This window comes from Collinsella tanakaei YIT 12063 (assembly GCF_000225705.1).
Classification (GTDB): domain Bacteria; phylum Actinomycetota; class Coriobacteriia; order Coriobacteriales; family Coriobacteriaceae; genus Collinsella; species Collinsella tanakaei.
Genome location: NZ_JH126475.1, coordinates 22,177 through 46,357, shown reverse-complemented (window position 1 = coordinate 46,357; position 24,181 = coordinate 22,177). Strand labels below are relative to the sequence as shown.

General features: G+C 59.6%; 22 protein-coding genes. 6 read left to right on the top strand and 16 right to left on the bottom strand.

What is annotated here, in order from left to right:
- Positions 1–115 precede the first annotated feature (115 nt).
- From HMPREF9452_RS10685 to HMPREF9452_RS10675, 3 genes are read right to left on the bottom strand one after another with little or no spacing between them, the layout of a single operon-like run.
- A complete protein-coding gene (locus HMPREF9452_RS10685) occupies positions 116–874 on the bottom strand; it encodes a class I SAM-dependent methyltransferase (RefSeq protein ID WP_009142148.1) in 759 nt (252 codons plus the stop codon).
- 27 nt (positions 875–901) lie between these two features.
- Positions 902–1,831, bottom strand: coding sequence for a patatin-like phospholipase family protein (locus HMPREF9452_RS10680; protein WP_009142147.1), 930 nt, complete (start codon positions 1,829–1,831; stop codon positions 902–904).
- 18 nt (positions 1,832–1,849) lie between these two features.
- Positions 1,850–2,680 carry a type III pantothenate kinase gene (locus HMPREF9452_RS10675; RefSeq protein WP_009142146.1) on the bottom strand — a complete coding sequence of 277 codons (831 nt, stop codon included), beginning with the start codon at positions 2,678–2,680 and terminating at the stop codon, positions 1,850–1,852.
- A 138-nt stretch (positions 2,681–2,818) separates the two neighbouring features.
- Here HMPREF9452_RS10675 and HMPREF9452_RS10670 point away from each other — a divergent pair, with 138 nt between their 5' ends.
- Entirely contained in the window at positions 2,819–4,510 is a 1,692-nt protein-coding gene (locus HMPREF9452_RS10670) for an OPT/YSL family transporter (protein ID WP_009142145.1), read from the top strand.
- Between the two features lie 226 nt (positions 4,511–4,736).
- Here the strand turns inward: HMPREF9452_RS10670 and HMPREF9452_RS10665 are convergent, their stop codons facing one another.
- From HMPREF9452_RS10665 to HMPREF9452_RS10635, 6 genes are all read right to left on the bottom strand, one after another.
- Entirely contained in the window at positions 4,737–6,350 is a 1,614-nt protein-coding gene (locus HMPREF9452_RS10665; protein ID WP_009142144.1) for a peptide chain release factor 3, read from the bottom strand.
- Positions 6,351–6,427: 77 nt separating this feature from the next.
- On the bottom strand, positions 6,428–8,092 hold the full coding sequence (locus HMPREF9452_RS10660; protein WP_009142143.1) for a SulP family inorganic anion transporter: 1,665 nt from the start codon (positions 8,090–8,092) through the stop codon (positions 6,428–6,430).
- A gap of 264 nt (positions 8,093–8,356) precedes the next feature.
- The gene (locus HMPREF9452_RS10655) at positions 8,357–9,211 is read right to left on the bottom strand and encodes an AraC family transcriptional regulator (RefSeq protein WP_009142142.1); all 855 of its coding nucleotides are present in this window, start codon (positions 9,209–9,211) and stop codon (positions 8,357–8,359) included.
- Positions 9,212–9,346: 135 nt separating this feature from the next.
- Positions 9,347–10,447 (bottom strand): GNAT family N-acetyltransferase, encoded by a 1,101-nt coding sequence (locus HMPREF9452_RS12055; protein WP_009142141.1) that lies wholly within the window; start codon positions 10,445–10,447, stop codon positions 9,347–9,349.
- Between the two features lie 39 nt (positions 10,448–10,486).
- Positions 10,487–11,056: a DUF6933 domain-containing protein gene (locus tag HMPREF9452_RS10640; protein ID WP_009142140.1), complete on the bottom strand. Its 570-nt coding sequence runs from the start codon at positions 11,054–11,056 to the stop codon at positions 10,487–10,489.
- Positions 11,057–11,188: 132 nt separating this feature from the next.
- Positions 11,189–12,232, bottom strand: a complete 1,044-nt coding sequence (locus HMPREF9452_RS10635) for a DNA alkylation repair protein (protein WP_009142139.1) — start codon at positions 12,230–12,232, stop codon at positions 11,189–11,191.
- A 130-nt stretch (positions 12,233–12,362) separates the two neighbouring features.
- On the opposite strand from HMPREF9452_RS10635, the gene HMPREF9452_RS10630 reads away from it, so the two are divergent.
- Together HMPREF9452_RS10630 and mcrC are read left to right on the top strand one after the other, a co-directional pair.
- Positions 12,363–14,354: an AAA family ATPase gene (locus HMPREF9452_RS10630; protein ID WP_009142138.1), complete on the top strand. Its 1,992-nt coding sequence runs from the start codon at positions 12,363–12,365 to the stop codon at positions 14,352–14,354.
- On the top strand, positions 14,318–15,409 hold the full coding sequence (gene mcrC, locus HMPREF9452_RS10625; protein WP_009142137.1) for a 5-methylcytosine-specific restriction endonuclease system specificity protein McrC: 1,092 nt from the start codon (positions 14,318–14,320) through the stop codon (positions 15,407–15,409). The genes HMPREF9452_RS10630 and mcrC overlap by 37 nt, the downstream gene beginning before the upstream one ends.
- A gap of 36 nt (positions 15,410–15,445) precedes the next feature.
- On the opposite strand, the gene HMPREF9452_RS10620 is transcribed toward mcrC, so the two are convergent.
- On the bottom strand, positions 15,446–17,320 hold the full coding sequence (locus HMPREF9452_RS10620) for a DUF2075 domain-containing protein (protein WP_009142136.1): 1,875 nt from the start codon (positions 17,318–17,320) through the stop codon (positions 15,446–15,448).
- A gap of 2 nt (positions 17,321–17,322) precedes the next feature.
- Positions 17,323–17,658 carry a nucleotide pyrophosphohydrolase gene (locus HMPREF9452_RS10615; RefSeq protein ID WP_009142135.1) on the bottom strand — a complete coding sequence of 112 codons (336 nt, stop codon included), beginning with the start codon at positions 17,656–17,658 and terminating at the stop codon, positions 17,323–17,325.
- A 229-nt stretch (positions 17,659–17,887) separates the two neighbouring features.
- On the opposite strand from HMPREF9452_RS10615, the gene HMPREF9452_RS10610 reads away from it, so the two are divergent.
- Entirely contained in the window at positions 17,888–18,718 is an 831-nt protein-coding gene (locus HMPREF9452_RS10610) for a PDDEXK nuclease domain-containing protein (RefSeq protein WP_009142134.1), read from the top strand.
- Between the two features lie 151 nt (positions 18,719–18,869).
- Here HMPREF9452_RS10610 and HMPREF9452_RS10605 read toward each other — a convergent pair whose 3' ends face one another.
- From HMPREF9452_RS10605 to HMPREF9452_RS10590, 4 genes are all read right to left on the bottom strand, one after another.
- The gene (locus HMPREF9452_RS10605; RefSeq protein ID WP_009142133.1) at positions 18,870–19,160 is read right to left on the bottom strand and encodes a hypothetical protein; all 291 of its coding nucleotides are present in this window, start codon (positions 19,158–19,160) and stop codon (positions 18,870–18,872) included.
- 2 nt (positions 19,161–19,162) lie between these two features.
- Positions 19,163–19,417: a hypothetical protein gene (locus HMPREF9452_RS10600; RefSeq protein ID WP_009142132.1), complete on the bottom strand. Its 255-nt coding sequence runs from the start codon at positions 19,415–19,417 to the stop codon at positions 19,163–19,165.
- 66 nt (positions 19,418–19,483) lie between these two features.
- A complete protein-coding gene (locus HMPREF9452_RS10595) occupies positions 19,484–20,065 on the bottom strand; it encodes an NUDIX hydrolase (RefSeq protein WP_009142131.1) in 582 nt (193 codons plus the stop codon).
- A gap of 52 nt (positions 20,066–20,117) precedes the next feature.
- On the bottom strand, positions 20,118–21,704 hold the full coding sequence (locus tag HMPREF9452_RS10590; RefSeq protein WP_009142130.1) for an LPXTG cell wall anchor domain-containing protein: 1,587 nt from the start codon (positions 21,702–21,704) through the stop codon (positions 20,118–20,120).
- A gap of 371 nt (positions 21,705–22,075) precedes the next feature.
- Here HMPREF9452_RS10590 and HMPREF9452_RS11465 point away from each other — a divergent pair, with 371 nt between their 5' ends.
- Both HMPREF9452_RS11465 and HMPREF9452_RS10580 read left to right on the top strand, forming a co-directional pair.
- Entirely contained in the window at positions 22,076–22,702 is a 627-nt protein-coding gene (locus HMPREF9452_RS11465) for a helix-turn-helix domain-containing protein (protein WP_009142129.1), read from the top strand.
- Between the two features lie 24 nt (positions 22,703–22,726).
- Positions 22,727–23,308, top strand: coding sequence for an SGNH/GDSL hydrolase family protein (locus HMPREF9452_RS10580; protein WP_009142128.1), 582 nt, complete (start codon positions 22,727–22,729; stop codon positions 23,306–23,308).
- Here HMPREF9452_RS10580 and tsaA read toward each other — a convergent pair.
- Positions 23,305–24,042, bottom strand: a complete 738-nt coding sequence (gene tsaA, locus HMPREF9452_RS10575; RefSeq protein ID WP_009142127.1) for a tRNA (N6-threonylcarbamoyladenosine(37)-N6)-methyltransferase TrmO — start codon at positions 24,040–24,042, stop codon at positions 23,305–23,307. The genes HMPREF9452_RS10580 and tsaA overlap by 4 nt on opposite strands.
- Between the last annotated feature and the right edge of the window lie 139 nt (positions 24,043–24,181).

The window sequence follows — 24,181 nt, the reverse complement described above, 5'->3', positions numbered from 1 at the left end:
GATCGCGCCCGCGGGCGCGCGGCAAATCAAAGCCTGCATGGATATGTACCCCCGCCCCGCCCGCGTACGCCCTCCGCGTCGCCTATCCATAGGGCAAGCAGATTAAGGGGCGAGCTTAAGGGCGCGGGGGCACGATGCAGTCGTAGCGCACCGCTTTGCCCGCAACCGTATGGCTGGGCTTGACGCCGGCAAGATGCGGGCCCTTGACCGGGCGCTTGACGACGACCTTGCGCGGATGCGCCAGCAAGGCCGCGCGAAGCAGCTCTTCCTGGTCCTCGCATGGGCTTTCGAGATGATGGAGCAGCTGAAACTTCTTCTTAACCGCAGCGCTCTTGGTGCGCTCGGGGAACATGGGGTCGAGATAGACCACATCGGGCGCGGGGGAGATCATGGGAAGCGCCGCGATGCTGTCCGCGCGCACCAGCGTCATGCGGGCGACGAGCCCCTCCAGGCGGGGATCGGTTGCGGCGCGGTCCAGGGCGTCTTGCAGCAACGCCGCGATCACCGGATCGCTCTCGAACATGGTGACGGTAAAGCCCGCGGCGGCCAGGAGCAGGGAATCCTGTCCCAAGCCCGCCGTCGCATCGACCGCCGTGGGCGAGACGGCGCCTTTGATCTTGGCGGCGCGCACCAAAAGCTCACGCGACAGGTTCGCCTGCTTGAGGCGCGGAAGCATATCGGCAAAGTCGCCCCGCAGCACCATGCCGTCGCGTTCGAGCGAAAGGCCGCCCTCGTCCAACCGCAGCGCCAAGGCACCGCCCGGAGCGCCTTCAGCGACCTTGGCCCCGGTCGCGGCGGCAACGGAGGCGACGCGCTCTGGATCGGCCCCTTTGGACGCGACCAGCAGAAGCGGTACCTGGAGAGTTTCGATCATCATCGTCCTTTCATGGTGCGCATGGGGCTAGCGTGCGAGATACGCCAGCAGGTCCCCGTAGGTCGCCTCGCCGTCGCGGCGCCCCACCTGGTAGATGTCCTCGAGCTCCTGCGGGTCCTTGATCACCGCCGGCGCCTTCACCGACTCGCTGGGCCTGATGACAAAGAGATCCCCCGCCGCCTCGCGCTCGGCGACGTCGTCAAGCTGCGCGTTATAGCGCTCGTGGCGCCCCTCGAGCAGCTCGACCACGCGGGGGCAGCCCCGTAGCGCGCGGCGGATCACCGGCATGAGCTTTTGGGGCTGTTTGCGAAAACCCTTAGGCTGGGTGAGCACGGCAACCTGCTTGGCGTAGCCCTGCGACGCCATCCATGCCACGGGGATGGGATCCGCCGCGCCGCCGTCCAGCAACCGCAACATGCGTCCCTCGTGTTCAAGCTCCACGGGGCGGGACACCACGGGGATGGAGGCGGACGCGCGAATCCAATCGATATCGACCACATCGCCGCTATGAAGATCGCGGTAAACGGGACGCCCGGTTTCCACATCCGTGCACACCACGGTGAAGCGCATGGGGTTGGACGAGAAGGCCTTGGTATCGAATACGTCGAGCTTCAGCGGCACCTCGCGATAAGCGAAGTCGCGGCTGTAAAGGTCGCCCGTCTTGAGCAGCACGCGCAGGCCCGCGTAGCGCGGATCCGTGCAGAAGCGCTTGTTATAGCGAACCGCACGGCCTATCTGGCGGGATTTGTAGTTGCAGCCAAACGCCGCACCTGCGGAAACGCCCACCATGGCATCGACCTCAAGGCCGTGCTCCATCCACACATCGAGCACGCCCGCGGTATACATGCCGCGAAAGCCGCCGCCCTCGAGCACCACGCCGACCGTCTTAGCATGCTCGCGCACGGAAGGCGCGAAGGGCGCAGTCGGGTCGGCTGCAAGCTCGTCGTTATTTTCCATATGCATCTCCGTCATATCTCAATCGCATCGCTTCCGCGAGCGCGGGACAGCGCCATGCGCCCAGATACGGTAAAGCCCGCGCAGGGTCAGGGTGTTGTCCACAACCACCGCATGGGCCAGCAGCGGCGCCAAACCGGACGCGCCGTCTCCGGTGATAACCACCGGCGCCTCCTGCCCCAGCTCCGCCATAACCGCGTCAAGCAACCCGTCCACACGAGCGACCTCTCCCAGCACCACGCCGGACTGCATCGCGGCACGGGTGTTGCGACCTATAACGCTCGCCGGGGCCCGCAGCTCGATCACCGGCAGGCGGGCCGCCGCTGCCGCGAGCGACCGCGCGCCCAAAGCGACGCCCGGCGCGATCACGCCGCCCGCGAAGGCACCGTCCCCATCGATGACCTCGATGTTGGTTGTGGTGCCAAGGTCCACTACGACCACGGGCGAACCGTAGGCGTCGCGGGCCGCCACGGCGTCCGCCACGCGGTCGGCGCCCACCTCGGACGGATCGTCGATACGCATGCGAAGCCCGCTCTTGAGACCGGGCCCCACCACGTAGACGCGGCCCTCGCAAACGCGGGACAGCGCCGTGCGCCACGCGTCCGTAAGCGACGGCACCACGCTGGCAAGGATGGTCTCGGAAGGAGCAGCGACACCCAACATCGCCAGGGCGTGGGAGATATGCGAGAACGCCTCGTCCGCGGTAAGCGCCGCAGGCGTGGTGATGTCCCAGGTACCCAGGAGCTCCTCGTCCAAAAACGCGCCCAAACGCGTGGTGGTGTTGCCAAGGTCAACGGCCAGCAGGGTGCAGGGGCGAAACGCATCCCTAGACGCACCCGTTATGTGCTCCATATGGGGCCTCCAAACATATATCGACGCGGGGGCCGAATAACGGCGCCGCGCGAGGGGTCGACGTCTATACTATAGCGGTCCTTAAAGCCGTAACCCGACTTCCCGCTGCAGGGGAAGCGGATATACGAAGGAGAACAGATGAATACATCGAACGGTCGCGCGGAATCGCGCGAGCAGCTTAAGCCTGCCGGCATTGTTGTCGGATGCGTGGGCTGCGTCATCATCACGGCGTCGTCCGTGTACACCGCCCTTAAGATGGGAGCGCTGCCCTGGCCCACCATCTTCACCTCTATCACCGCCCTGGTGGTGCTGCGGGCGCTGGGCAGGAAAAGCCTCAACGAAGCGAATATCACCCAGGTCATCATGTCCGCCGGCTCCATGGTGGCGGGCGGGCTGGCCTTCACCATCCCCGGTATCTGGATGCTGGGGCTCGACGAGCAGGTAAGCCTGCCTCAGCTTTTGGCCGTGGCGCTCGCCGGCACGCTTTTGGGCCTGGTATGCACCGCCCTGATCCGCCGTCGCTTTGTGGAGGAGTCCGACCTGGAATATCCCATTGGCACCGCGGCGGCGCAGACCCTGCTGGCCAGCAGCGCGGGAGGGGCCACGGGCAAGAAGCTCTTTGGCTCCATGGCGCTGGCGGGAATCTGGTGCGCCCTGCGCGACGTGGCGGGCGTGATCCCCGCCATGGTCGCAGCGCTGCCCATTCCCGGCGTGAACTTCGCGCTCTACAACTCGCCCATGCTGTGCTCCGTGGGCTTTCTGGTGGGTGGAGCCGCGGTAGCCTTCTGGTTCGCGGGAGCGCTCATCGGCAACTTTGGCATCATCGTGGGCGGCAGCGCCGCCGGACTGTGGGACGTCGCGACGGCGCAGGGCATTGTCTCAAGTTTGGGCATGGGTCTCATGATGGGATCCGGCCTGGGCGTGGTGATCAAGGACATCCTGCCCAAGGCCGCGGGCTACCTTAAGCGCGGCCGCGCCACCGGGACGGGCGCCGCGCAAGACGCGGACGATAAACCCGGGATGCTGGGCAGCCTCTCCCGCATGGACGCCGGCGCGCTGGGCCTCCTCACGGCAGCCGCCGCCTGCCTGGCCTGTTTGGTGCTGGGACTCTCCCCTATCGCCGCCGTTGTGGTTGTAGCGCTCGCCTTTGTCACCACCATCATGAGCGCGCAATCCGTGGGTCAGACCGGCATCGACCCCATGGAGATCTTCGGCCTCATCGTCCTTCTGGTAATCGCCGCCATGGGCGAGCATAACCAGGTGAAGCTGTTCTTCGTCGCGGCGATCATCGCCATCGCATGCGGTCTTGCCGGCGACGTCATGAGCGATTTCAAAACCGGCGCCATCATCGGCACCAACCCGCGCGACCTGTGGCGCGGTCAGGCGATCGGCTCGCTGCTGGGCTGCATCGTCTCCGTCGCCGTCATGGCGGCGCTGCTGGGCGCGTACGGCGCCGAAGCCTTCGGCCCCGGCAAGCTCTTCGTCTCCGCCCAGGCCAGCGTGGTCGCCACCATGGTCTCCGGCATCCCCAGCGTCGCCGGGTTCGGCATCGGCATTATCGCGGGCATCGCCCTGTACTGCCTGGGCATCCCCTCGATGATGCTGGGTCTTGGCATCTACCTGCCGTTCTACATGTCGCTCACCGCCGCGGTGGGAGCCCTCATCAAGGCGGTCTACGACCGCATCGGTGCACGACGCGCCACCGCCGCAGATGCCGAGACCACGCATGAGGAATCCGGCATCATCGTGGCGTCCGGCATCCTGGGCGGCGAGTCCATCGTCGGCGTCATCATCGCCCTGGTCTCCGTCGCCAGCGGCATGCTGGGGTAAGAATGGCCAGAGGGGCGCGTCTTTGCAGGTAATCAACGGAGCGCCCCCAGACCGCGCCCCTGCGCGCCCCCGGCACACGCTCTCGGCACACGTTCCCCGCGCACCCCTATAGTGAGAAGACAAAAAGGACGCTTTTCAGGCAAGTTCACCGCCTAAAAAGCGTCCTTTTTTGTTGTTTCATCAAAATGGTCGCGCCCGACGGCGGGCAGGGCAACCCAAAGAAGCGTTAGAACTCCACGTTGCCAAACTCGGAGAGCTTGAGCTCCTTGTTGTGGTCGGCGGCCCAGTCGACGTTCCACGGGCTGGTGAACAGCAGCAGCTTGCCGCCGCGCATGTCCTCGACGCGCAGGGTATCGCGGGTGAGGGACAGGCCGGCGATATCGATGCTGCCGGGCTCGTTCAAGATCCAGCGGATATCCGTGTAGGGCAGTGGCTGGCGGCGCACCTCAACGTGGTACTCGCTCTTCAAGCGCTGCTCCAGCACCTCGAACTGCAAGGTGCCAACCACGCCGACGATAACGCTTTCCATGCCGGCGCCCAACTCGCGGAAGATCTGCACCGCGCCCTCCATGGCGAGCTGCTCCATGCCCTTCACAAACTGCTTGCGCTTTAGGGTGTCCACCTGGGTGATGCGGGCGAAGTGCTCGGGCGCGAAGGTGGGGATGCCCGCGAACTGCACGTGCTTCTTGCCGGCGCACAGGGTGTCGCCGATGCTGAAGATGCCCGGATCGAACAGGCCCACGATGTCGCCGGCGTACGCCTCGTCCACGATCGCACGGTCATCGGCCATCATGGTGGTGCCGGTAGCCAGCTTGATCTTGCGGCCGCCTTGCATATGGTAGGCCTCCATGCCGCGCTCGAACTTGCCCGAGCAGATGCGGACGAAAGCGATGCGGTCGCGATGGTTCTTATCCATGTTGGCCTGGATCTTGAAGACAAAGCCGGAGAACTCCTCGCGGGTGGGCTCCACCACCTCTCCGGTAAGCGAGTCCACATGCGTGGAGGGGCCGGGAGCCAGACGCAGGAAGTCCTTAAGGAAGGGTTCGACGCCAAAGTTGGTGAGGGCGGAACCAAAGAACACGGGCGAGAGCTTGCCGGAAAGCACCGCGTCCAGGTCGAACTCGGAGTCGGCGCCGTCCAGCAGCTCGATATCGTCCATAAGGTTCTTATGGTTGTTCTCGCCGATCAGCTCGTTGAGGGCGGCGTCGCCCAGCGTCGCCTCGACCTCCTCAACCTTCTTGGTGCCGTTGGCGCGACCGTCGCCCTCAAATGCCAGCACGTGGCGGCTGGCGCGATCGAAGACGCCGCGGAAATCGCGACCATTGCCGATAGGCCAGTTCATGGGGTACGTGCGGATGCCCAGGACGTTCTCGACCTCTTCCATAAGGTCGAAGGGGTCGCGGGTCTCGCGGTCCATCTTGTTGACGAACGTGAAGATGGGAATGCCGCGCAGGGCGCAGACGCGGAAGAGCTTCTTGGTCTGGGCCTCGACGCCCTTGGCGCCGTCGATCACCATGACCGCGGCGTCGGCGGCCATCAGGGTACGGTAGGTATCCTCGGAGAAGTCCTGGTGGCCGGGGGTATCCAAAATATTGACGCAGCAGCCGCCATAGGTGAACTGCAATACGGACGAGGTAACGGAGATGCCGCGCTGTTTCTCGATGTCCATCCAGTCGGACACCGCATGGCGGGCGTTCTGCTTGCCCTTGACGGAGCCGGCGGACTGGATGGTGCCGGTATAGAGCAGCAGTTTCTCGGTAAGGGTGGTCTTGCCGGCGTCCGGGTGCGAGATGATCGCGAACGTGCGGCGCGAGGAGATCTGGTCAGCAAGAGATGCCATAGGGTTTGATTCCTGTTCTTTTGCGCAAAGGTTGAACCTTGCCATTGTAGCGACAAACGCGGGCGGCGCCGTCCTCGCTACTTCTCGTCCACCAAAACGGCGGCGCGGGCGATAGCGGCGTCGATGTTGGGCAAGAAGTTCTCGCGGCCAACCTGGTCAACAAAACCGGCGCGCTCCATGGTGCGCATGGGCTGGTCGTTGGGATGCGAGATAACCAGCTGCACACCGCGCTCGCGGCACATATCGAGCAGGTCCTCCAGAGCGTGCATGGCCGAGGAGTCGAGCGACGGCACGCCGCGCATACGGATGATGAGTACGCGCGTGAAGTCCTTAACCGAGATGTTGTTGAGCTGATCGGTCATGCCAAAGAACATGGGACCGTTGATCTCGTACACGCGGACGGCGCGCGGCAGCTCGCGCAGGTGCGTAACCTCGGAATCCTCATCGCAGTAGTAACGCCAACCGCGCACCTCGGTCTCTTGGCTCACCATCTTCATAAAGAGGACGATGGTGACGACCATGCCGGCTCCAATAGCGGTGACCAGGTCGAAGACGATAGTGAGGACGAGGGTGGTGAGCAGCACCGCTATGGCGCCGCGCGAGGCGGTGCGGCAGATGTGGACCACGTTGCGCCAGCCGCTCATGTTATAGGCAACCTGCAGCAGGATCGCCGCGATGCAGGGCATGGGAATCAGCGCCGCGTAGGGCATGAGCAGCACCAGCACCGCCAGCAGCACCACGGCGTGGACCATGCCGGCGATGGGCGTGCGGCCGCCGCTTTTGATGTTTGCCGCGGTGCGGGCGATGGCGCCGGTCGCGGGGATGCCACCGAACAGCGCGGAGGCGATGTTGCCGGTGCCCTGCGCCACCAGCTCCATGTTCGCGCGGTGATGCGAGCTGATCATGGAGTCCGCCACCACGCAGGACAGCAGCGATTCAATTGCCGCCAACACGGCGATGGTGAAGCCGTTGGGCAGCTGTTGGCGCAGCAGGTCCAAGCTGAGCTGCGGCATGACGAAGCGGGGAGCACCTCCCTGGATGGAGTACAGGTCGCCGATGGTGTTTACATCAAGATGCAGGCCCGAGACCAGGGCGATTCCGGCAAGCACCGCAACCAGCGACGCGGGCACGCGCTCGGTCACGCGCGGCCACAGCACCAGAACCGCCAGGCAAGCCAGGCCGACGGCGAGCGCCTGCACGTTGAGGGTTCCCAGGTTCTGTACCACGCAAGCGAGTTTGTCCATGGACTCGATGGGCGCGGTGCCCGTCGGATACGTGAGGCCCATGAAATCCTTGAGCTGGCCGATGACGATGGTGACGGCGATACCGGCGGTAAAGCCCGTGGTGATGGTATGCGGCACAAAGCGGATGAGCGTGCCCAAGCGCATGACGCCCATAACTATCAGCAGCACGCCCGCGATGATGGTAGCCGCAACCAGCCCGCTCATGCCGTCCGTCGCCACGATACCGGCGACGATGGTGGCGAACGCCGCCGTGGGACCGGAGATCTGCACGGCGCTGCCGCCCATGAGGGCGATGATGAAGCCCGCGACGATCGCCGTGTACAGGCCCTGCTCCGGGCCAACGCCCGAAGCGATAGCCAGCGCGATAGACAGCGGCAACGCCACCACCGCGACCACGATGCCCGAGACGATATCCCTAGGGATCTGCCGTTTGAGCTCCTCTTTTGTAGAGTGGCCGATGATGCTGAACAGGATCGGCTTGAGTTTGTCGCGATGCACGCGCCGCCGCCCCCTTTCTTGCTCGCGAAGCGCCCCGCGGCACGTCGACACGGCGAACGGGGCGACTCGCCGCCGCCTCGTCCGCCACGGGAAAACGCCCGCCGGGGCCTTCCGACGGGCGCAACGCTTCAGTTGTATCTGCTTGCTAGCGGCGATAAAAGTGTGTCCGCTGCAGCATGTTTATACCACAGGCACCTTATAAAATGGGAGTTGTTCATCAAATTGAAAAGAGCTGCGGACCATCGATATAGGCTGCAAGCAGCCCTATTCCGCACGGACCACGGGCAGCCACAGCTCGCTTCTGCTGTCTGCCGCGTGCATATCCCTGGAAAGATAGCGCTCCACATCAGAACCGCTCTCCCATGAAAAACCGCTCGACGGCAGCCATTCGCTCAACACGCGATGCCACAGCTCGCCCATAGCGGTCGAAACGTCACCCGTGCACTCGAAGACGGCGTAGGTCGCCGCCGGAACAACGCGCACCGCCATGCCGTCCGGGCAGGGCGCCTGCGTAGCCACGCATGCCATATAGCCGTCGAATGCGCCGTCGCGGCAAAACTGCACGCCTAGCAGGCCCGCCGGCTCCCCATCCGATAGACCAAGCAGCGCATCGACTTGCGGCTCCACATCAACCCAGTACTGCACCGCCTTCTCGCCCGCATCCTCAAGCTCCCATTCGCCCGTGGACGGCACGCCCACCACGCGAAAGGCGGGCATCTCTACAATCTTGTAATCCATTGGTTCCTCCCCTTTTACGGACAAGGTGAACACAAGGCGCGGATATGACGCGAGCTTAACGCCCTCGCTTTTCGCTTCGCTGGGCGAGACGCCGTGCACGCGCTTGAACGCACGGGCAAACGCCGTGGGAGAGTCATACCCGTAGCGCAGGGCGACGTCTATCACCCTGGCGTCGCGATCAAGCAAGTCGGACGCCGCCCTGGTCATCTTGCGACGACGGACGTACTCCGCCAGGCTCACGTTCGCCAGATAGGGAAACATGCGCTCGAGCTGGTAGCGCGAGCACCCTGCCGCACGCGCCGCTGCCTCGTAGTCGACATCGCCCTCAAGCGATGCCTCTATAACCGCGAGGGCGCGATTGAGGTTTTCTAGCTGCGTCATCTCCGCACCTCCTTACAAGACCAATCCTATGGTGGCAAAGAAGCGCGGTCCTCTCAATACGCGTGCGAGAAAAGTCGCGCGACGGCACGGTCGGCCGCCACCATGCACGGTCGCACCCTCACCCGCAACCTTTGCCTACTCCGTTCGAGCAGGGTCGAGACCCCAGATCGAATAGTGCTGTGGGCAGCCAAACATCGTAAAGCCTCGTTTGTCCCCATGCGGATAACGCCAGAACTCGCCTTGCTCTTGCAGCGTCCAGCCGGGGCGGCCCATGTAGGAATAGTTTTCGCCGTTGTCAGACATATGGACGAGTACCACCCGGCGCCGCGCTTGGGCTTCCAGCTTGTCCAAAAACGCCAGAAGTACGTTGTTGTCAAACGGGTTGAACAGGTAGAAATGGGTGAAGCTTTCCAGCGGCATATCGAGCGCGCTGCCGCAGACCACGTCGACCTGGTCAAACGGCCCCGCCCATGACTGCGCCCGCGCCGCCAGCGCCGGGTCAAGCTCCACGCCAGTGAAATGCCCCAGCAGCCCCGCCTCCACCGCGTAGGCAAGCACGCGCCCCGCGCCGCAGCCCACATCGAGCAGATGCGAATCCTCGTCCAGATGAATACGGCTAAAGAGGTCCTCCAGAATGAAATATGGGGTAGGCGTAGGCTCATGCGCGCAATAATCCGCGCGGATGGAGTCATCCCAGCAGCCATCGTCCGCACGTGCGGAAAGAGGGCGGCCGCACACCAGAAGATCGCGCGACTCATCCTGCCTCAGCAGTTCTTCTTTTGTAGTTGCTACCAGGGGTTTTTGCAGGTACACCATATCGATAAGCTGCCGTCCGTCCTCGATGATGACATGGTCGTAGTTGTCGATAAAGAAGTTTGCCACCCTATGCGAGAGCGCGAAACCGCAGTGTTTGTAGAAGCCGACGGTCGAAGGGACATCGCCCGTACCAACTTGCAGCGCGTTGTGGGAGCTGCGATAGTTACGCTCGATAAAGGAGATAAGGGCCTTGCCAAAGCCCCGGCCTTGAAAGCGCGGATCAACCGAAAGGCTCTTGAGTTCCAGAAGTCCCTCGCCCTCATCGGTCACCACGCACTGCGCCGCGGGCCGGCCATCGCAGGCGAGCAGGTACATGTCGCCGCGCTCGAGGTAGCGGTCGATCATGTCCTCCTGCTCGTCCGCAAGAAGCAACAGGTCGAGATAGCGCTTTTTGTTCGAGGTTATCCGGGTGATTTTCATCTCTAGCCCCTATGGAAAGCGAGTCCTTGCAAGCTCGATCTAGTTCAGTGTGACCTTGCCTCGCAAAATCCCATGCTCCGCCAGGCTCTCCGCAAAGGCCTCCGCCGGAAATATATAGGATTTGCGCAGCGAGCAGTTGCGAATCAACTTGTTATTTAGCAGGTAGCACATGTCGGACTGAACCGAGCATTGACTATCGACGTTCTCGAACCAAATCATATCGACCGACTGGTTCATGTGCCCAACGGAGACGCGGCCATGCGTTTTGGTGACTTCCACGCCTTCCGTAGGGCGATAGAGGCTCTCGCTTGCCTCTGCTCCCGCAGCATCAAAATACGCCCTGATCGTAGCTTCATCAAAACCAGACACCGCCATGGAATCCGCGATGGCCCCCACCGCCTCGCCCTCCCAGCGCTTCCACGTGGCGGCAGTCATGCGGGTGACGGCAGCGAAATAGCTTGAAGCATTCGAAACGATCATCAAAACCTTGCCGTTAGCGATCTTGACACGGTGAACGTCCCAACAAAACAAGGGATCGGGACAGGTTCCGTACGGCGGCTGCTTGAGTTTGAGGAACTTCTGAAGCGGAATGGTGATGCCAAGTTCCATGCGAGACCTCCTGTTAGTGCGCGTGTTGCACAACAGGGTAACCGAGGCGGCAGCCCCTATTCGCGCTCATGTCAAAATACCTCATCGCGAATGTACTCGCACAAATGAGGAATGCAGCAACATCATCGATAATCAGCGCATCGCGCGGAGCTGTTCCTTCATGGTGGACGAGATGCGCCGGCTTTCAATCGCCTTCTGGATAGCCTTACGACGGGTCCATTCGTCCAAAAGTGCAGCGTCGCCCTTGCGCTGCAGATACGGCAACGCAGCGGATTCCTGCTTCGCGAGCGCTTCGGCAAAGTACCACGCGCGCATCATGTCCACGTAGTAGATATCGTCCTCAGACGCGGGCGAACCGTCCGCAGCCGTCTGCGGCATGCGAGAGGTCGCGACCATATCAAGAAACCGCGGGTCGAACAACTCGTCCAAAAACAGACGCATAAGCACGCCGATGCCAAACCGGATGGTGTAGCAGCGGCCAGAAGCGAGCCATACCTCAACCTGCTCAAGCGTGCGCGAAGGATCTTTCGCAAGAACTTTCACCGGCAGCTGGTCGCACGTGGCCCAGTTATCCACATGGAGCAAGAAGCGTTTGTACAGCTTGAGCGCGCGGCCAAAATCGCGCTCTTGACCAATAGCGAAGGCGTGCACCTGGTTCTCTTCGAACAAGCGGTGCGGCAAGGCGCGCAGAAACGTCGCGGCATCATCGCGGTGGACGAGCTCCTTGGCGATTGCACGCAAGGCGGGCGTGCGCACGCCGACCATGCGCTTAGGATCAACCGTGGGCGTGAGTTTAGCCATGAAGTCCCTGTACGCAGGGTCAACCTGTTCGCTCAAGCTGCGGGCGACGAATTCGCAGGCGGAATCATCACCAAAGCCGGGCAGCTCGCAGCAAAGAACGTCTTCAAGCGGCTCTGTGGCTGCCATGGCCAGCAACGCATCCTTGCGCTCTCGCGGCAGCTTCTTGAACAAGGCCTCCGCACTCATGGCGCGCTGTTTGGAATAGAAACGCGCCTGCGCCACCAGGCTCACCGGTGCGTGCGACTTGGTGTACTTGGCGCCGCGCCCGGCTTGATGGGCCGCAACGCGCGCCGTGACATCAACCGCATAGCCGGTGTAGAGGCTGCCGTCACCGCAGCGCAACACGTAGAGGTAATGCTCAAACGGCGAGGTCACATGCACTCCTTACCTAAAATACAGCTCTTGAGTATTGTACAGAGTGGACCGGCGATGCGGCGTCCTTTAATAATCGCCGCCTCAGACGCATAATATAAAGTCGGATAGCAAGCATACAGAGGAGCTGGCAATGTTTGACGATGCCCTATTCCAAAAATACCTCGTCCAATACAAAAAAGATCTCACAACCGGCCACTGGGATGCGGAATCATATAAATGGAAGGCAGTCAAACAATTTCAAGAAAACTGGGACATAGGCTCACAGGACTTCAAAGACATGCTCGAGCGATCCCTTGAAGCTTCAAGCAATCTTTTGACGTCATATAACCATTACCCTAAAAACATGCTGCTCGAATTTGCAACAGAAGTCCCAGAGGAAACGCGCGCGCTCTTTGTATCTCTTTTTGACGAGTCAAGGGATTATCTTGACCGAATTGAGGCATTTAATCTGGGAAGCGAAGTGCTAAGGAAGACTTATAGGCCCACAGCGAAAAACCACTATCAAAATGAAAATGTAATCACTACGTACTTATGGCTGCGGTATCCAGATAAATACTATGTATACAAATATACCGTTGCAAAAGCAGCGTTTGAACAACTTGGAAACAACCGCAGCATCATCAAAGGCAGGCGCGGCGACAACCTGCGCTTCCACCTTGGCTTTTACAATGAGATCTGCGAGAGGCTCAAAAAAGATGATGAGCTTATTGACCTCTTCAATTCCCAGCTCACCCCCGATTATTACCCCGATCCTCAGCTACGCACACTAACGGCAGACTTTTGCTATTACGTGAGCAACCATAAAGAAGAAAATCCGTCCAGCAATCATTTAGGCAGCGGAGAACATGACTTTTGGTGGTTAAACGCCAACCCTTCCCTCTGGAAGCCTTCGTCCGTCCCCATAGGCTCATCCCAGAGCTACACAATGTACAGCGAAAACGGCAGCAAGAGACGCGTATTCCAGCACTTCCTAGATGCGAAGCCAGGAGACGCGCTCGTGATATTCGAGACAAGCCCCATCAAGATGATTACGGCTTTAGGAACAATATCTAAAGACCATGACAATGAGCGGATTTACTTTGAGAAGACCGCGGATATCGCCAACCCCATCGCCCTCGAATCCCTGAAGACAAAACAAGAGCTCGCCAGCATGGAGTATTTTATCAACCCTCAAGGCAGCCTTTTTAAGCTCACGGCTTCGGAGTACCAAACCATTATTAACATGATTGAACATTCCAATACTACGCCTGCGACCTCCGTGCGACCGTACGACAAGGAGTCTTTCCTTAGGGACGTCTTCATGGGGAAAAGCGATTATGATTGCTTGAAATCCGTGCTATTACGAAAGAAGAACGTCATCTTGCAAGGCGCTCCAGGCGTTGGGAAAACCTTCGCCGCTAGACGCCTCGCTTGGTCGATTATGGGAAAAAGGGATAACGACCACATCAAGCTTATTCAATTCCACCAAAGCTACTCCTATGAAGACTTCGTTATGGGGTACAAGCCCGAGGGCGACTCCTTTGCTCTAAAGCATGGAGTCTTCTACAACTTCTGCCAAAAAGCCGCATCGCATCCGGAGGAGCAGTTCTTTTTCATCATCGATGAAATCAACCGAGGCAATATGAGTAAAATCTTTGGCGAACTGCTCATGCTCATCGAGCGTGATTATCGCGGATCCGAAGCGACTCTTGCATATGATGGCAGCCCATTCAGCGTTCCTGAAAACCTATACATCATCGGCATGATGAATACCGCCGACAGATCTCTGGCCATGATCGACTACGCGCTGCGCCGCAGATTCAGCTTCTTCGAGATGACGCCTGGCTTTGAAACCACCGGTTTTAAAGCCTACCAACAACAGCTCTCAAGCGAAACAATCGATGAGCTCATCGCATTGATTGAGAAATTGAATGATGAGATTCGTACGGACAAATCTCTTGGCACAGGATTCTGCATCGGTCACAGCTATTTCTGCGGTGTCAACCCCGATGAGGCAAGCGATGAGTGGGCGCGCGAGATAGTTGATTACGACATTCTTCCCATGCTTCGCGAATACTGGTTTGACTGCGATGAGAAGGTCCTCAAATGGGAGAACGCTCTTCATGGGGTGTTCCAGCAGTGACAACTAAAAACGGAACCATTTTAATCAAAAACATCTACTACATGCTTGCATACGCATTCAGGTCGCTCGAATCATATGGTTATCAAGAAATTGCCGGAGAGGAATTCAGCAACATACACGACCTATTTGCCGTAATACTAGCAAAAGAGGTAAGCCGCCAAATTAAAAGGGGACTCTATCGCGAATATCATTCGCGCACAGAAGCCCTGCCGACCGTGCGAGGCAAAATCGACTTGCAGGGCACGATCGGTAACAAAATCAAGAGGGAACGATGTGTAACCTGCGAATACGATGAGCTTACGGAAAACAACCCGCTCAACCAGATATTAAAAACCACGATCTGTCTGTTGCTCCGTCATGGAAAGATAACAGATGAACGATATGCCGAACTCCGAAGGATCCTCCCCTTCTTTTCGAACATTGATGAGATCGACGCGAAGTCAATCGCCTGGGAAGCCGTTCACCTGCAACGTAACAATCAATCCTATCGACTAGCGCTGGGGATATGCCAGCTTATTCTCGAAGGCATGCTGCTGACCACGGAATCCGGACAATATCGCCTTTCTTCATTTGTCGATAGCCAACAGATGCATAGACTGTACGAAAAGTTCATCCTGGAGTTCTATACGGCAGAATACCCTTTCGCCAAAGCCTCGTCCCCACAAATCACATGGGCCCTTGATGACGGCGCGGGCACCTTGCTGCCCACAATGCAAACCGACATAGTTCTCTCAAGAAACAATGAGGTTCTAATCATTGATGCCAAGTACTACTCACACTCTATGCAATACTCTTTCGGCACCGCAACCATCCACTCTGCGAACCTCTACCAGATTTTTACCTACGTTAAAAACAAGGAAGCCGAGCTTTCCGACAGGCCTCACAGAGTAGCAGGGATTCTTCTATATGCAAAAACCGATGAAGCGCTTCAGCCTGAAGGCGACTACTGCATGAGCGGAAACCAGATCAAGGTAAGCGCCCTCGACCTCAATCGAGACTTTCAAGAGATACAAGCCCGGCTGATCTCCATTGCCAATCAGTTTTTTGCCGCATAATAACCCGCCCTGCCCCCTCGTGGCCCCATCAGTCAATTAGACGCACACCGCCGAACGCTCCTTCAAGTAGCTGCGCAGATTTGGATCCGTGGCGTATACATAACAACCCTTCATGCCGCGCGTCATCAGCGTGCGATATGTGTTCTTAATAATCTCATCAGCAAGCTTGAGCGCATGTTTTGGATCTTCGCGCTCCATCTTTTTCAAGCCCTTGATCGACTGGTCCGTTCCCGCGCGCTTTGTATAGTCGGTCACCACATGGTTGCCCTCATAGCGAAGGTCGTCGCCTATGATCACGCCAACGTACTCGAACTCAAGGCCCTGCGTTGTGTGGATGCACCCCGCCTCGTTGATGGACGTTGGACTAAGCGCGAACGCCTCTCCCCCATCCAGGTTCCAGCTTATCTCGAAGTCTCCTATTGTAATCTCATGGGTGTTTGTATCGGCGCGACCCGCGCGCGGCCAGTTCCAGCAATATCCCGCCAAAATGCGCGACTTGTTCGACCCCTGGTTTCGCTCGATTACCTTTTGCCTCATTTCATCGGGAGAATCAAGCACTTCGAAGTCGTAGTCGATGCCCTCGATATCGTAATTCGCCGTCTCGCGAATCTCTAGAACATCGTCCAGCCATGCGAGATACCCATCGGAGCCGTTGCAGCGAAACTGCGAGGAAAGCCCCTCTTCATGCACTTCCGCCCCGTTAACGGCGGCCCAGCGCTTAATCTCCCCAACGCTGCCGATATCCTTCACGGTCACGCGTTGGCATTCGTCGATAAAGAACACGCTCAGCCTGGCGGCATGGATGATTTCATGTATCTGGTTGACGCCCTGGTTGCCATACAGCCCCGACTTTTCGTTCAGACGATGTGCCTCGTCGGCCAGCACAACTCCAACGGCGTTCCTAGGCGCTTCCACATAGGCACCGGAGCCCTTGAACATGTTATCGATGCTGCTTTTTGTCCTGTGCCCCTTGAGTTTCTTGGCGTAGACCGTACGGGGCGCGCTGTTCTTCGAACAATACTGTACAAAGACGCCCTCTTGGGTAAGGCGAGCAAGCAGATTCATCGCGATAACCGTCTTGCCAGTTCCGGGACCACCGGTCGCAATAAGCACGCGCTTCCTTCCATCCCGCTCGCATTGGCGAGAGAGCTCCATGATGCGCTCGAACACAACCTTCTGGTCGTCGATCAGGTTGAACTCGGGATTGCTCTCAAGCATTCCCACAATAGCGTCCTGAAGACTCTTCGATGGTTTGATGCGGCCGTTATCGATCTCGTAGAGGATTTCGCTGTCATCGCCAGTCTCCACCACGCGCTTAATGAACTCGCGTAGCTTCCTCACGTCGCCCTTGGCAAACGCGGGGGCTTCGTCCAGATAATCCTTGTAGATGGGATCGTCCAACGGGTCATCCTGCACACGCATATAGTTATGCAGATAGGCGCAGGGCCACAGGTTCACGCCGGCCATCTGGGCGTATTCGTTGTAGTCCCTGATCATCTCCGCATAGCTCCAGGCTTGGTAAGAAGGATGGACCACGCGGCGCTCCCTGCCACCCGTGAACGTTTCCACCAGCGCGTCGAGGCCCTCGACCTTGTTCAGCTTCTCCCACTGTTTCAGCTCGATAATCACCACATTGGCCGCGCGTTTAGCGTCGTAGCCCGAAACAAGAAAGTCCACGCGCTTGGCGGTGTTGGGCAGGTTGTATTCGATCGCTATGCCAGAATTCCGCGGAATCCCGTCATCGTTAAGCACCTTGTACATGTACTCAAGCGAATTCACCCATGACCTGAACTCGGCGTCGGGCGTCTTGCGGTGCATCTTCTCCAAGATATTGTCACGGATGGTATAGGCGATGGTGTCTTCCTCGACCTGAACCATAAAGTCGGCCTTGCTACCACTGTAGATAATCATGGTTACAGCTCCGTGTACTTCTTTGAATTGCCGCGCGCCTTATCGACGGGATATTTCACTGCATTAGCATCGATTTTAGCGCTTACGGCATCGGCCAGGTCCACGCCCAGCTCGCTGGCAAGAAAGATGCAGTAGATAGCAACGTCGGCAAGCTCCTCTACCATCGCCTCTCGCTTCTTGGCAACCTCAAGATCCGTCCCCGACCACTGGAACGTTTCCAACAGCTCCGCCGCTTCCAAGCTAATAGAGATCGCTAGGTCCTTAGGGTTATGGAACTGCGCCCAGTCCCTCTCATCACGAAACGCCAGCGCCTTTCTGGCCGCATCCTCAAACACCATGGCACACCCCTCTCGTCATTCTTAGGACGAATTATCCCACCGCGCGTAACATGCAAGGGCCTTTTTATGTCCGGACGAAAGTTTAGTAAAGGCACAATGAAATAGAACACAGGTTCGATACATCAACCAGAAGGGAGTAGCCAACCGCCAACCTCGTCCACAGCAGCCTCGTCCACAGTAATCAACCCGCCTAAACAACCCGCTCGAGCACCGGAAAGGACAGACAACCATGAAACATCCAACCAGTCCTAGCCCCCTTGAGATAACCGCGAGTGTGGCAGCTGGCAAGCAGCAAGCTGGCGACACGGCCCCGAACGACGAATCGGTCTACTCCAACGTCCACGACGTCCTTGCACAAGCGCGCTCATCTGTCACGCGTGCCGTGAACGGCGCCATGGTGAACGCTTATTGGGAGATTGGGCGGCAGATTAACGAGGCGATTGGTGAGCGCGCCGAATATGGCAAGCATCTGTTCTCATACCTCTCCAAGCGTTTGACGGATGACTTTGGCAAGGGCTTTACGCAGCGTAACCTGCGAGCCATGCGCCAGTTTTACCTCACGTTTCCAATTCGGCACACACTGCGTGCCGAATTGAGCTGGTCTCACTACCGCATGCTTATGCGCGTAGACAACGAGCGGCGGCGCTTGTGGTATATGAACGAAGCCGCGGACGCAGGATGGAGTTCCCGCCAGCTCGACCGGCAAATCCAGACCCTCTACTATGACCGTCTGATTGCCACGCGGGGCGAACGGAACAAAGAAGAAGTCGCTGCAGAGATTCAATCCACGCAGCCAGTCACTGCGGCCGATAGCATTGTGCGTGACCCCTATGTTCTTGAATTCCTCAACATCCCTCAATCGCCAAAACAGTTGGAGAGCACGTTGGAACAGGCACTCATCGACAAGTTGCAAGACTTTTTGCTGGAGCTGGGGCGCGGTTTCGCGTTTGTGGGCAGACAAGGACAGCCTCTTTGCCTCTCAATACCTGACCTACCTGCCAACCGAGAAGGAGCTGGAGCGTGCCCTGCGGCGCGAGCGCGATGCGGCGGAATCTGTTGAACTATGGAACCGCATCGAGGATGAGGGATACCGACTCTTATCCAACCTTATCTAGAAAAGATTGAACGCCGGGCGTTGCAAACCGCACGACGGTCCAAGCCAAACAGGATCGATGCCCAACTGACAGCCCCGGTCACGAGCAGCCCTTAGACTAATCGCCCCTTTCCTCGTCATCATCCTCGCACGCAGCGCATCCCTCCCCGGTTAGCTCGGGAGCGCGCTCGATCATGAAGCCGATTAAGGCTACAAGGTATTCAAGCCCCATCTTGTAGCGGGTGTCCTCAGAAGGGGAAACGGCGATGTACTGCTCCTCTCGCTGGCCGAGCTCAAAATAACTCTCGAGCTCCGCGAGCTCTGCCACAAGTTCTGCGCGGGCCCTAATGAGCTCGCTATAAGGAGCATCCTCAAATTGAGCGATGTAAGACTCAGGTGAAATCATCATGGCTACTCCCCTACAAAGAAGTTGATTATCACCGCGGCGACTACAAACAGCAGAATGGCAACAACTAGCGCGCCGCCGGGGGTATCGACTCCGCCATAGCTGCCGGCTCCCTTGGCGCGCCTTCGATTTGCGGACGAGGGGCCGGCGGCGTCGCGGGCATCATCCAGCTCCTGCATAAGACGCTCTTCCTCGTCCATCCACATAACCCCAAAAGAGCGACGGCCGATCTCCTCGCCCAGGCTCCGCTTCTCGTCCATGCGCGCTCCGTCCCCGCCATCAGCCGACCGATAGGCCAAACTGGAAACCTAGCTGGTCCATTGAGTCTATGCTACCCAATCTGCATGTTGCCGGAGCTTATCGATAAGCTTGCGGTAGATGCGCTCGCGAATCCAAGGCTCGTTCGAAAGGGCGATGGCGTCTTCCATAGGCACCCAACGCACCGCGGAGTTCTCGTCCGCACAAATGCGCAAGGGCTCCGCCGGGTCCGCGACCGCCAGGTAGGTAACGTTAAGATGGGTATGCGAACTTACGTAGCGCCCGCGCTTCTCATGGCCGGCGACGGGAAGGACCTCGAGCGAGAAGATGGCGCCGGGCCCGCACTCAATCAGGCACGCGCCCGTAACGCCCGTCTCTTCCCGCAGCTCGCGAAGGGCGACGGCTGCAAGGTCGCGCTCGCCGTCCGCATGGCCCCCGATCCAGCTCCATGAGTTATAGATGTTGTGGTAAACCAGCAGAGTTTGGCGAGCCGTCGGGTCAACGGTCCAGATGGAACACGTCATGTGGGCGGGAGCCGTGCGCTCGAAGCACGTGGAGCCGCAGTCGAGCGCACGCAGCATCACATGACGGTCTGCCTCCTCCTGCGCGTTGAAAGGCGTGTAAAGCTCGATTTCCTCGCGCAGGTCCATAACGGGTCAACTCCCTTGCCGCAGTAAATCTATTCCTTGCTGCAGTGTAGCCCTACTTGCGCTTATTGAACAACAAGGCGATACCGGCGCCAAGAAGCGCGACTCCGATGATTCCGGCAAATACAAGAGGGAGCGTAAGGTTGGCGTCACCCGTCTGGGGGAGGTGTGACGCAATGGAGCCTTTGCGCCCCGCTGCCTCCGCCTTGGAAGGGGCGGACGCGTCCTTCGCCTTGGCAACCTGGGGCTTCCGGGCAGCATTCGCCTCGCTGTCTTCAAGCGCCTTCTCGACGTCTTCGCCCACCTTCTCGACCGTGCCCTCAACGTCCTTCTCAGCTGCGGCGGCGTCCTTCTCGGCTGCGGCGGCGTCCTTCTTGGCGGCGTCCTCCTTCATCGCATCGTCCTTAGCAGCCCCGTCCGTCTTTGCCGGACTTTCAGACTTCTCGCTATCTTCGTCCCGCGCGGAACGCGACGCATCAACGGGCTTCTTTTCGGTCGTGTACAGCACGTTTGCCCGCAGGGCATCGACGGGAAGCTCACCCTCCTTGGTATAGGGGGCTCCTCCCACGGTCTCGAACTTCACCCCATCCAGACCATCGACATCCGAAGGCAACGCCCTCACGCCGTCCGCGGTGGCAACGCTCATAACCTCACCCGCATCCGGCGCCACCGTGAATCCCTTGGGGCAACGGGCCGCTTCAAAGTTTCCGGACGCGAGCAGTTTGCCGCCGACGACCGAAGCGCTCACCGCCGAGATGCCCACACCCTCTTTAGCGGACGACGAGGCGCTCACGACGGAATCTCCCGCCACAGTGATGGAGCCGAACGCGCTGCCCATACCAGCGCTGCTCGCCGCTTCGCCAGCGGTCGCCGTGAGCCTTGCAGCGTCGACGCTGATGTCATGGGCGGCATGGATGCCGCTGCTTATGCTCCCCTTACCTGCATCTGTGTTCCCAGCGGTAGCCACCACCGTGCCGTCTTCTATCTTCACGGCGCCGGCGTTGGCGCTGATGCCGGCGCTCACCTCCGCCGCGCGGCCGCCGCGAGCCTCGACATCCGCCTTCGCGCCCTTGATCACCACGTCGCCCTCTTCGCTGTAGATGCCGACGCCGTACTTGGCTTCGCCCTCGCCCTGATCCAGACCGCTCGCCTTGACGGAAACGCTGTCGATCACCACGTCGCCCGTAGCGTAGATGCCATCGCACTCGTCGTTGCCATCATGCGCAGGGCGATCCATGCCGCTTTCGACTTCAAGCGAGCCCGCACCCCCTATCCACAGCGAACCGTCGACTTCGATTCCGTTCGCGCCCTGGGACGTAACCGAGCTGTCCCCGTTCAGCATGATGCGTAGGTCGCCATCGCCCAGGATTCCCTCGCCGGCGATACACGATACCGTGGCATGGTTGAGATACAGCGTGCCGTCTTGGAACTTGAGGTTGTAGTCGCCCTCGCCACCTCCCAACGCCACCGATCCGGCAGGGTCCGTCTTGGCATACGCGGCCTTGCCCGCTCCGCCCAGGGTGACGCTGCCGGCAACCACGCTGCTCGCAGGCTGAGCGTCCGCGATCGCGGGCGCGACGCCAATCGCCAGCGCCGCAACCGTTGCCGCGAGCATCATCTTGCGCTTGCCCCCATTACCCATGTTTCCAATCCTTTCTGCTACGTAGGTTCCCGCTCACAACAAAACGGGCTGAATCGCCCCCTTTCAGGAGTCATTTATCAAACGCACGATGCGCCACCGAGCACCTTGGGCCCGTCGGCACGTGGATTGGAATGTGGTTTTAGGATGGCTCCCAGGGGGCACCCGCGCGAACCGTGCATAGGCAAAACATGGCGGCACGCGGGCGCACAACCCCAAAATACCGCCGGCGCGAATACCGATTCGTATCATTTGTTATTAGCATTAAACTAGCAGGTAGATTGGCATGTTACATATTTTTACTGACAAGATGACCCCCATTGTTCATGCTGGAAGGCATACCATCAGGACAAACGGGCGAAAGGACGGGCCGTATGAACGTTGGCGAGCGCATTCGCGAAAACAGAGCGAGAATGGGACTTTCTCAAGAAGAGCTCGCACAGAGGGCGCTGGTGTCCAGGCCAACCCTGTCGCACTGGGAAACGGGGCGGACGCTACCCGATGCCCAGTCCCTCCTCATCCTGTCCCAGATTTTTGGTGTAGCCATCGACGACTTGGTCTTAGGCGATGCGGACGAGATGCGCAATATGGTCCAGGCGGAAGCGCGCGCCTCCCACGGTCGAACCATCCTACTCGCAGCAGTCACCGCGGCGAGCGCGTGCGCCCTTATCACGGTTGGCCTGACGGCTCGCCCCATGGTTGGCAGCGTGGCCCAGCTTTGCCTGGGGGCGATCTGCGCGACCGTGTTCATAGTCCTGACCATGCGCGGGCTGGGGCGTGCCACCGCCGCGCAATCCGCCGCAGGGGTACTGAGAGCCCTCGACAAGGAGAACCGCCGATCAGTCGATCCCTTGGACGAGTGCCTCGCCGACCAGATCGCCCGCGATGGAGTAAAGGACCCGCACAACGCCCTGGTCCTCTCCCTTGCGACGGCGGTTGCCATCGCCTGTATACTCGCATGGATCGCCACCTTGCTTGCACCGAACCTCTTCATTGCCTAATCCGCATTCCAAAGAAGGAGTCCCATGAGCCTCTCCATACTTATGGTGGGCAACAGCCTCACCGCGGCAAATGCCATGCCAACCATCCTTGCAAGTCTCCTCGACGCGCAGGTGGTCGCCATCACCCGTGGGGGCGCTCGACTCGCAGAATTTTCCAACCCTCTCACCAAAACGGGATCGCGCGTTCTGCAAGCGCTGGACGGCGATGGAACTCAGGCAGAGCACGGATGCTTTGACTACGTGATCGCGCAGGATATGAGCCATCTGCCCGCAACCAACCCATCCGCACACGAGCGAGCGGTGGCCAAAATATGCGAGCTGGCGCGCGACCACAACGCGGCGCCCGTGCTCTACGGAACCTGGGGATACCGAGAGGACTCGGCCAAACTGAAGAAGCTGGGCATGAGCGCCGCGCAGATGGGTCAGCTCATGCATGAGGGATCTCTGCGTGCCGCTGCCGCCCATGGCGCCATCTTTGTCGACATGGCAAAAGCCGTGGCGCAGATGGAGGACGCCAGTTGGTTTTACGCGGTCGACGGCGTGCACCCCTCGCCCGCTGGATCGCAATTTGTTGCCCAAACGATTGCAGACGCGTTGAACCGCTAGTCGAGTCCAAGAACATGCAGCATGTCTCGATCCACGGTGAACGCGACATCAAACCCAGCGTATGCCAGATGATAGACGCGGTCGGGTTCATGTTTGCTTCCGGCACGGCGCGGATCCTGGCGCAGGACTTCGATAAGACCTTCGAGCTTAGATGCCTCCGCAAGCGCTGCAAAACGAGCGCGTAGCTGGTCGGGAAAATCGACTTCGAGCTCATGCCAGGGCGCGTCCTCGATCCATCCTCCCGTGGCTTCCGGATGGCAGTCTGCAAAGGGAATATAGGGCTTGATGTCATAAATGGGCGTGTCGTCGCGCAGGTCCGCCGCAAGCACATGGATCACGGGACCCTGCGGCGTCAACTCCACATGATCAAGCTTTACGCAGGTAAGACCTATAGGATTGGGACGGAACGGGCTGCGCGTAGCGAAGACGCCGTGCCTCTCAACGCCGCCCAAGCGCGGCGGACGCACGGAAGGCGTCCACTTGGACGTGGCACCGCTCTTATCCTTAGTCGCTAGATCTGCGGCGATATCCGCCGCGGCCCCGCCCGGCGTGCCGTTTTGGAACTCCCAAAGCAACCATATATGCGAGAACTCGTCGAGCCCCTCCACCGCTGCAGGCAGCGCGAACTCCGGCTCGAAAACGATACGCCCCTGCAGATGGGGAGCAAGAAAGCTGTTACGGGGAATGCCGAACTTCTGCGGCAGGTCTGTATGAATATGTGCGATGGCTTTCACAGCGACCCCTTCTATTTCCAGGCATGTTTCGTGACTACAACGGGCTTTTCCTGCGTTCCGCCCTGCTTGTTAGGCGCCTGTGCGCGGCTCTTTCCAGAATGCCGCACGCATTTGTGACGGATAATTGCATCGATTTTGA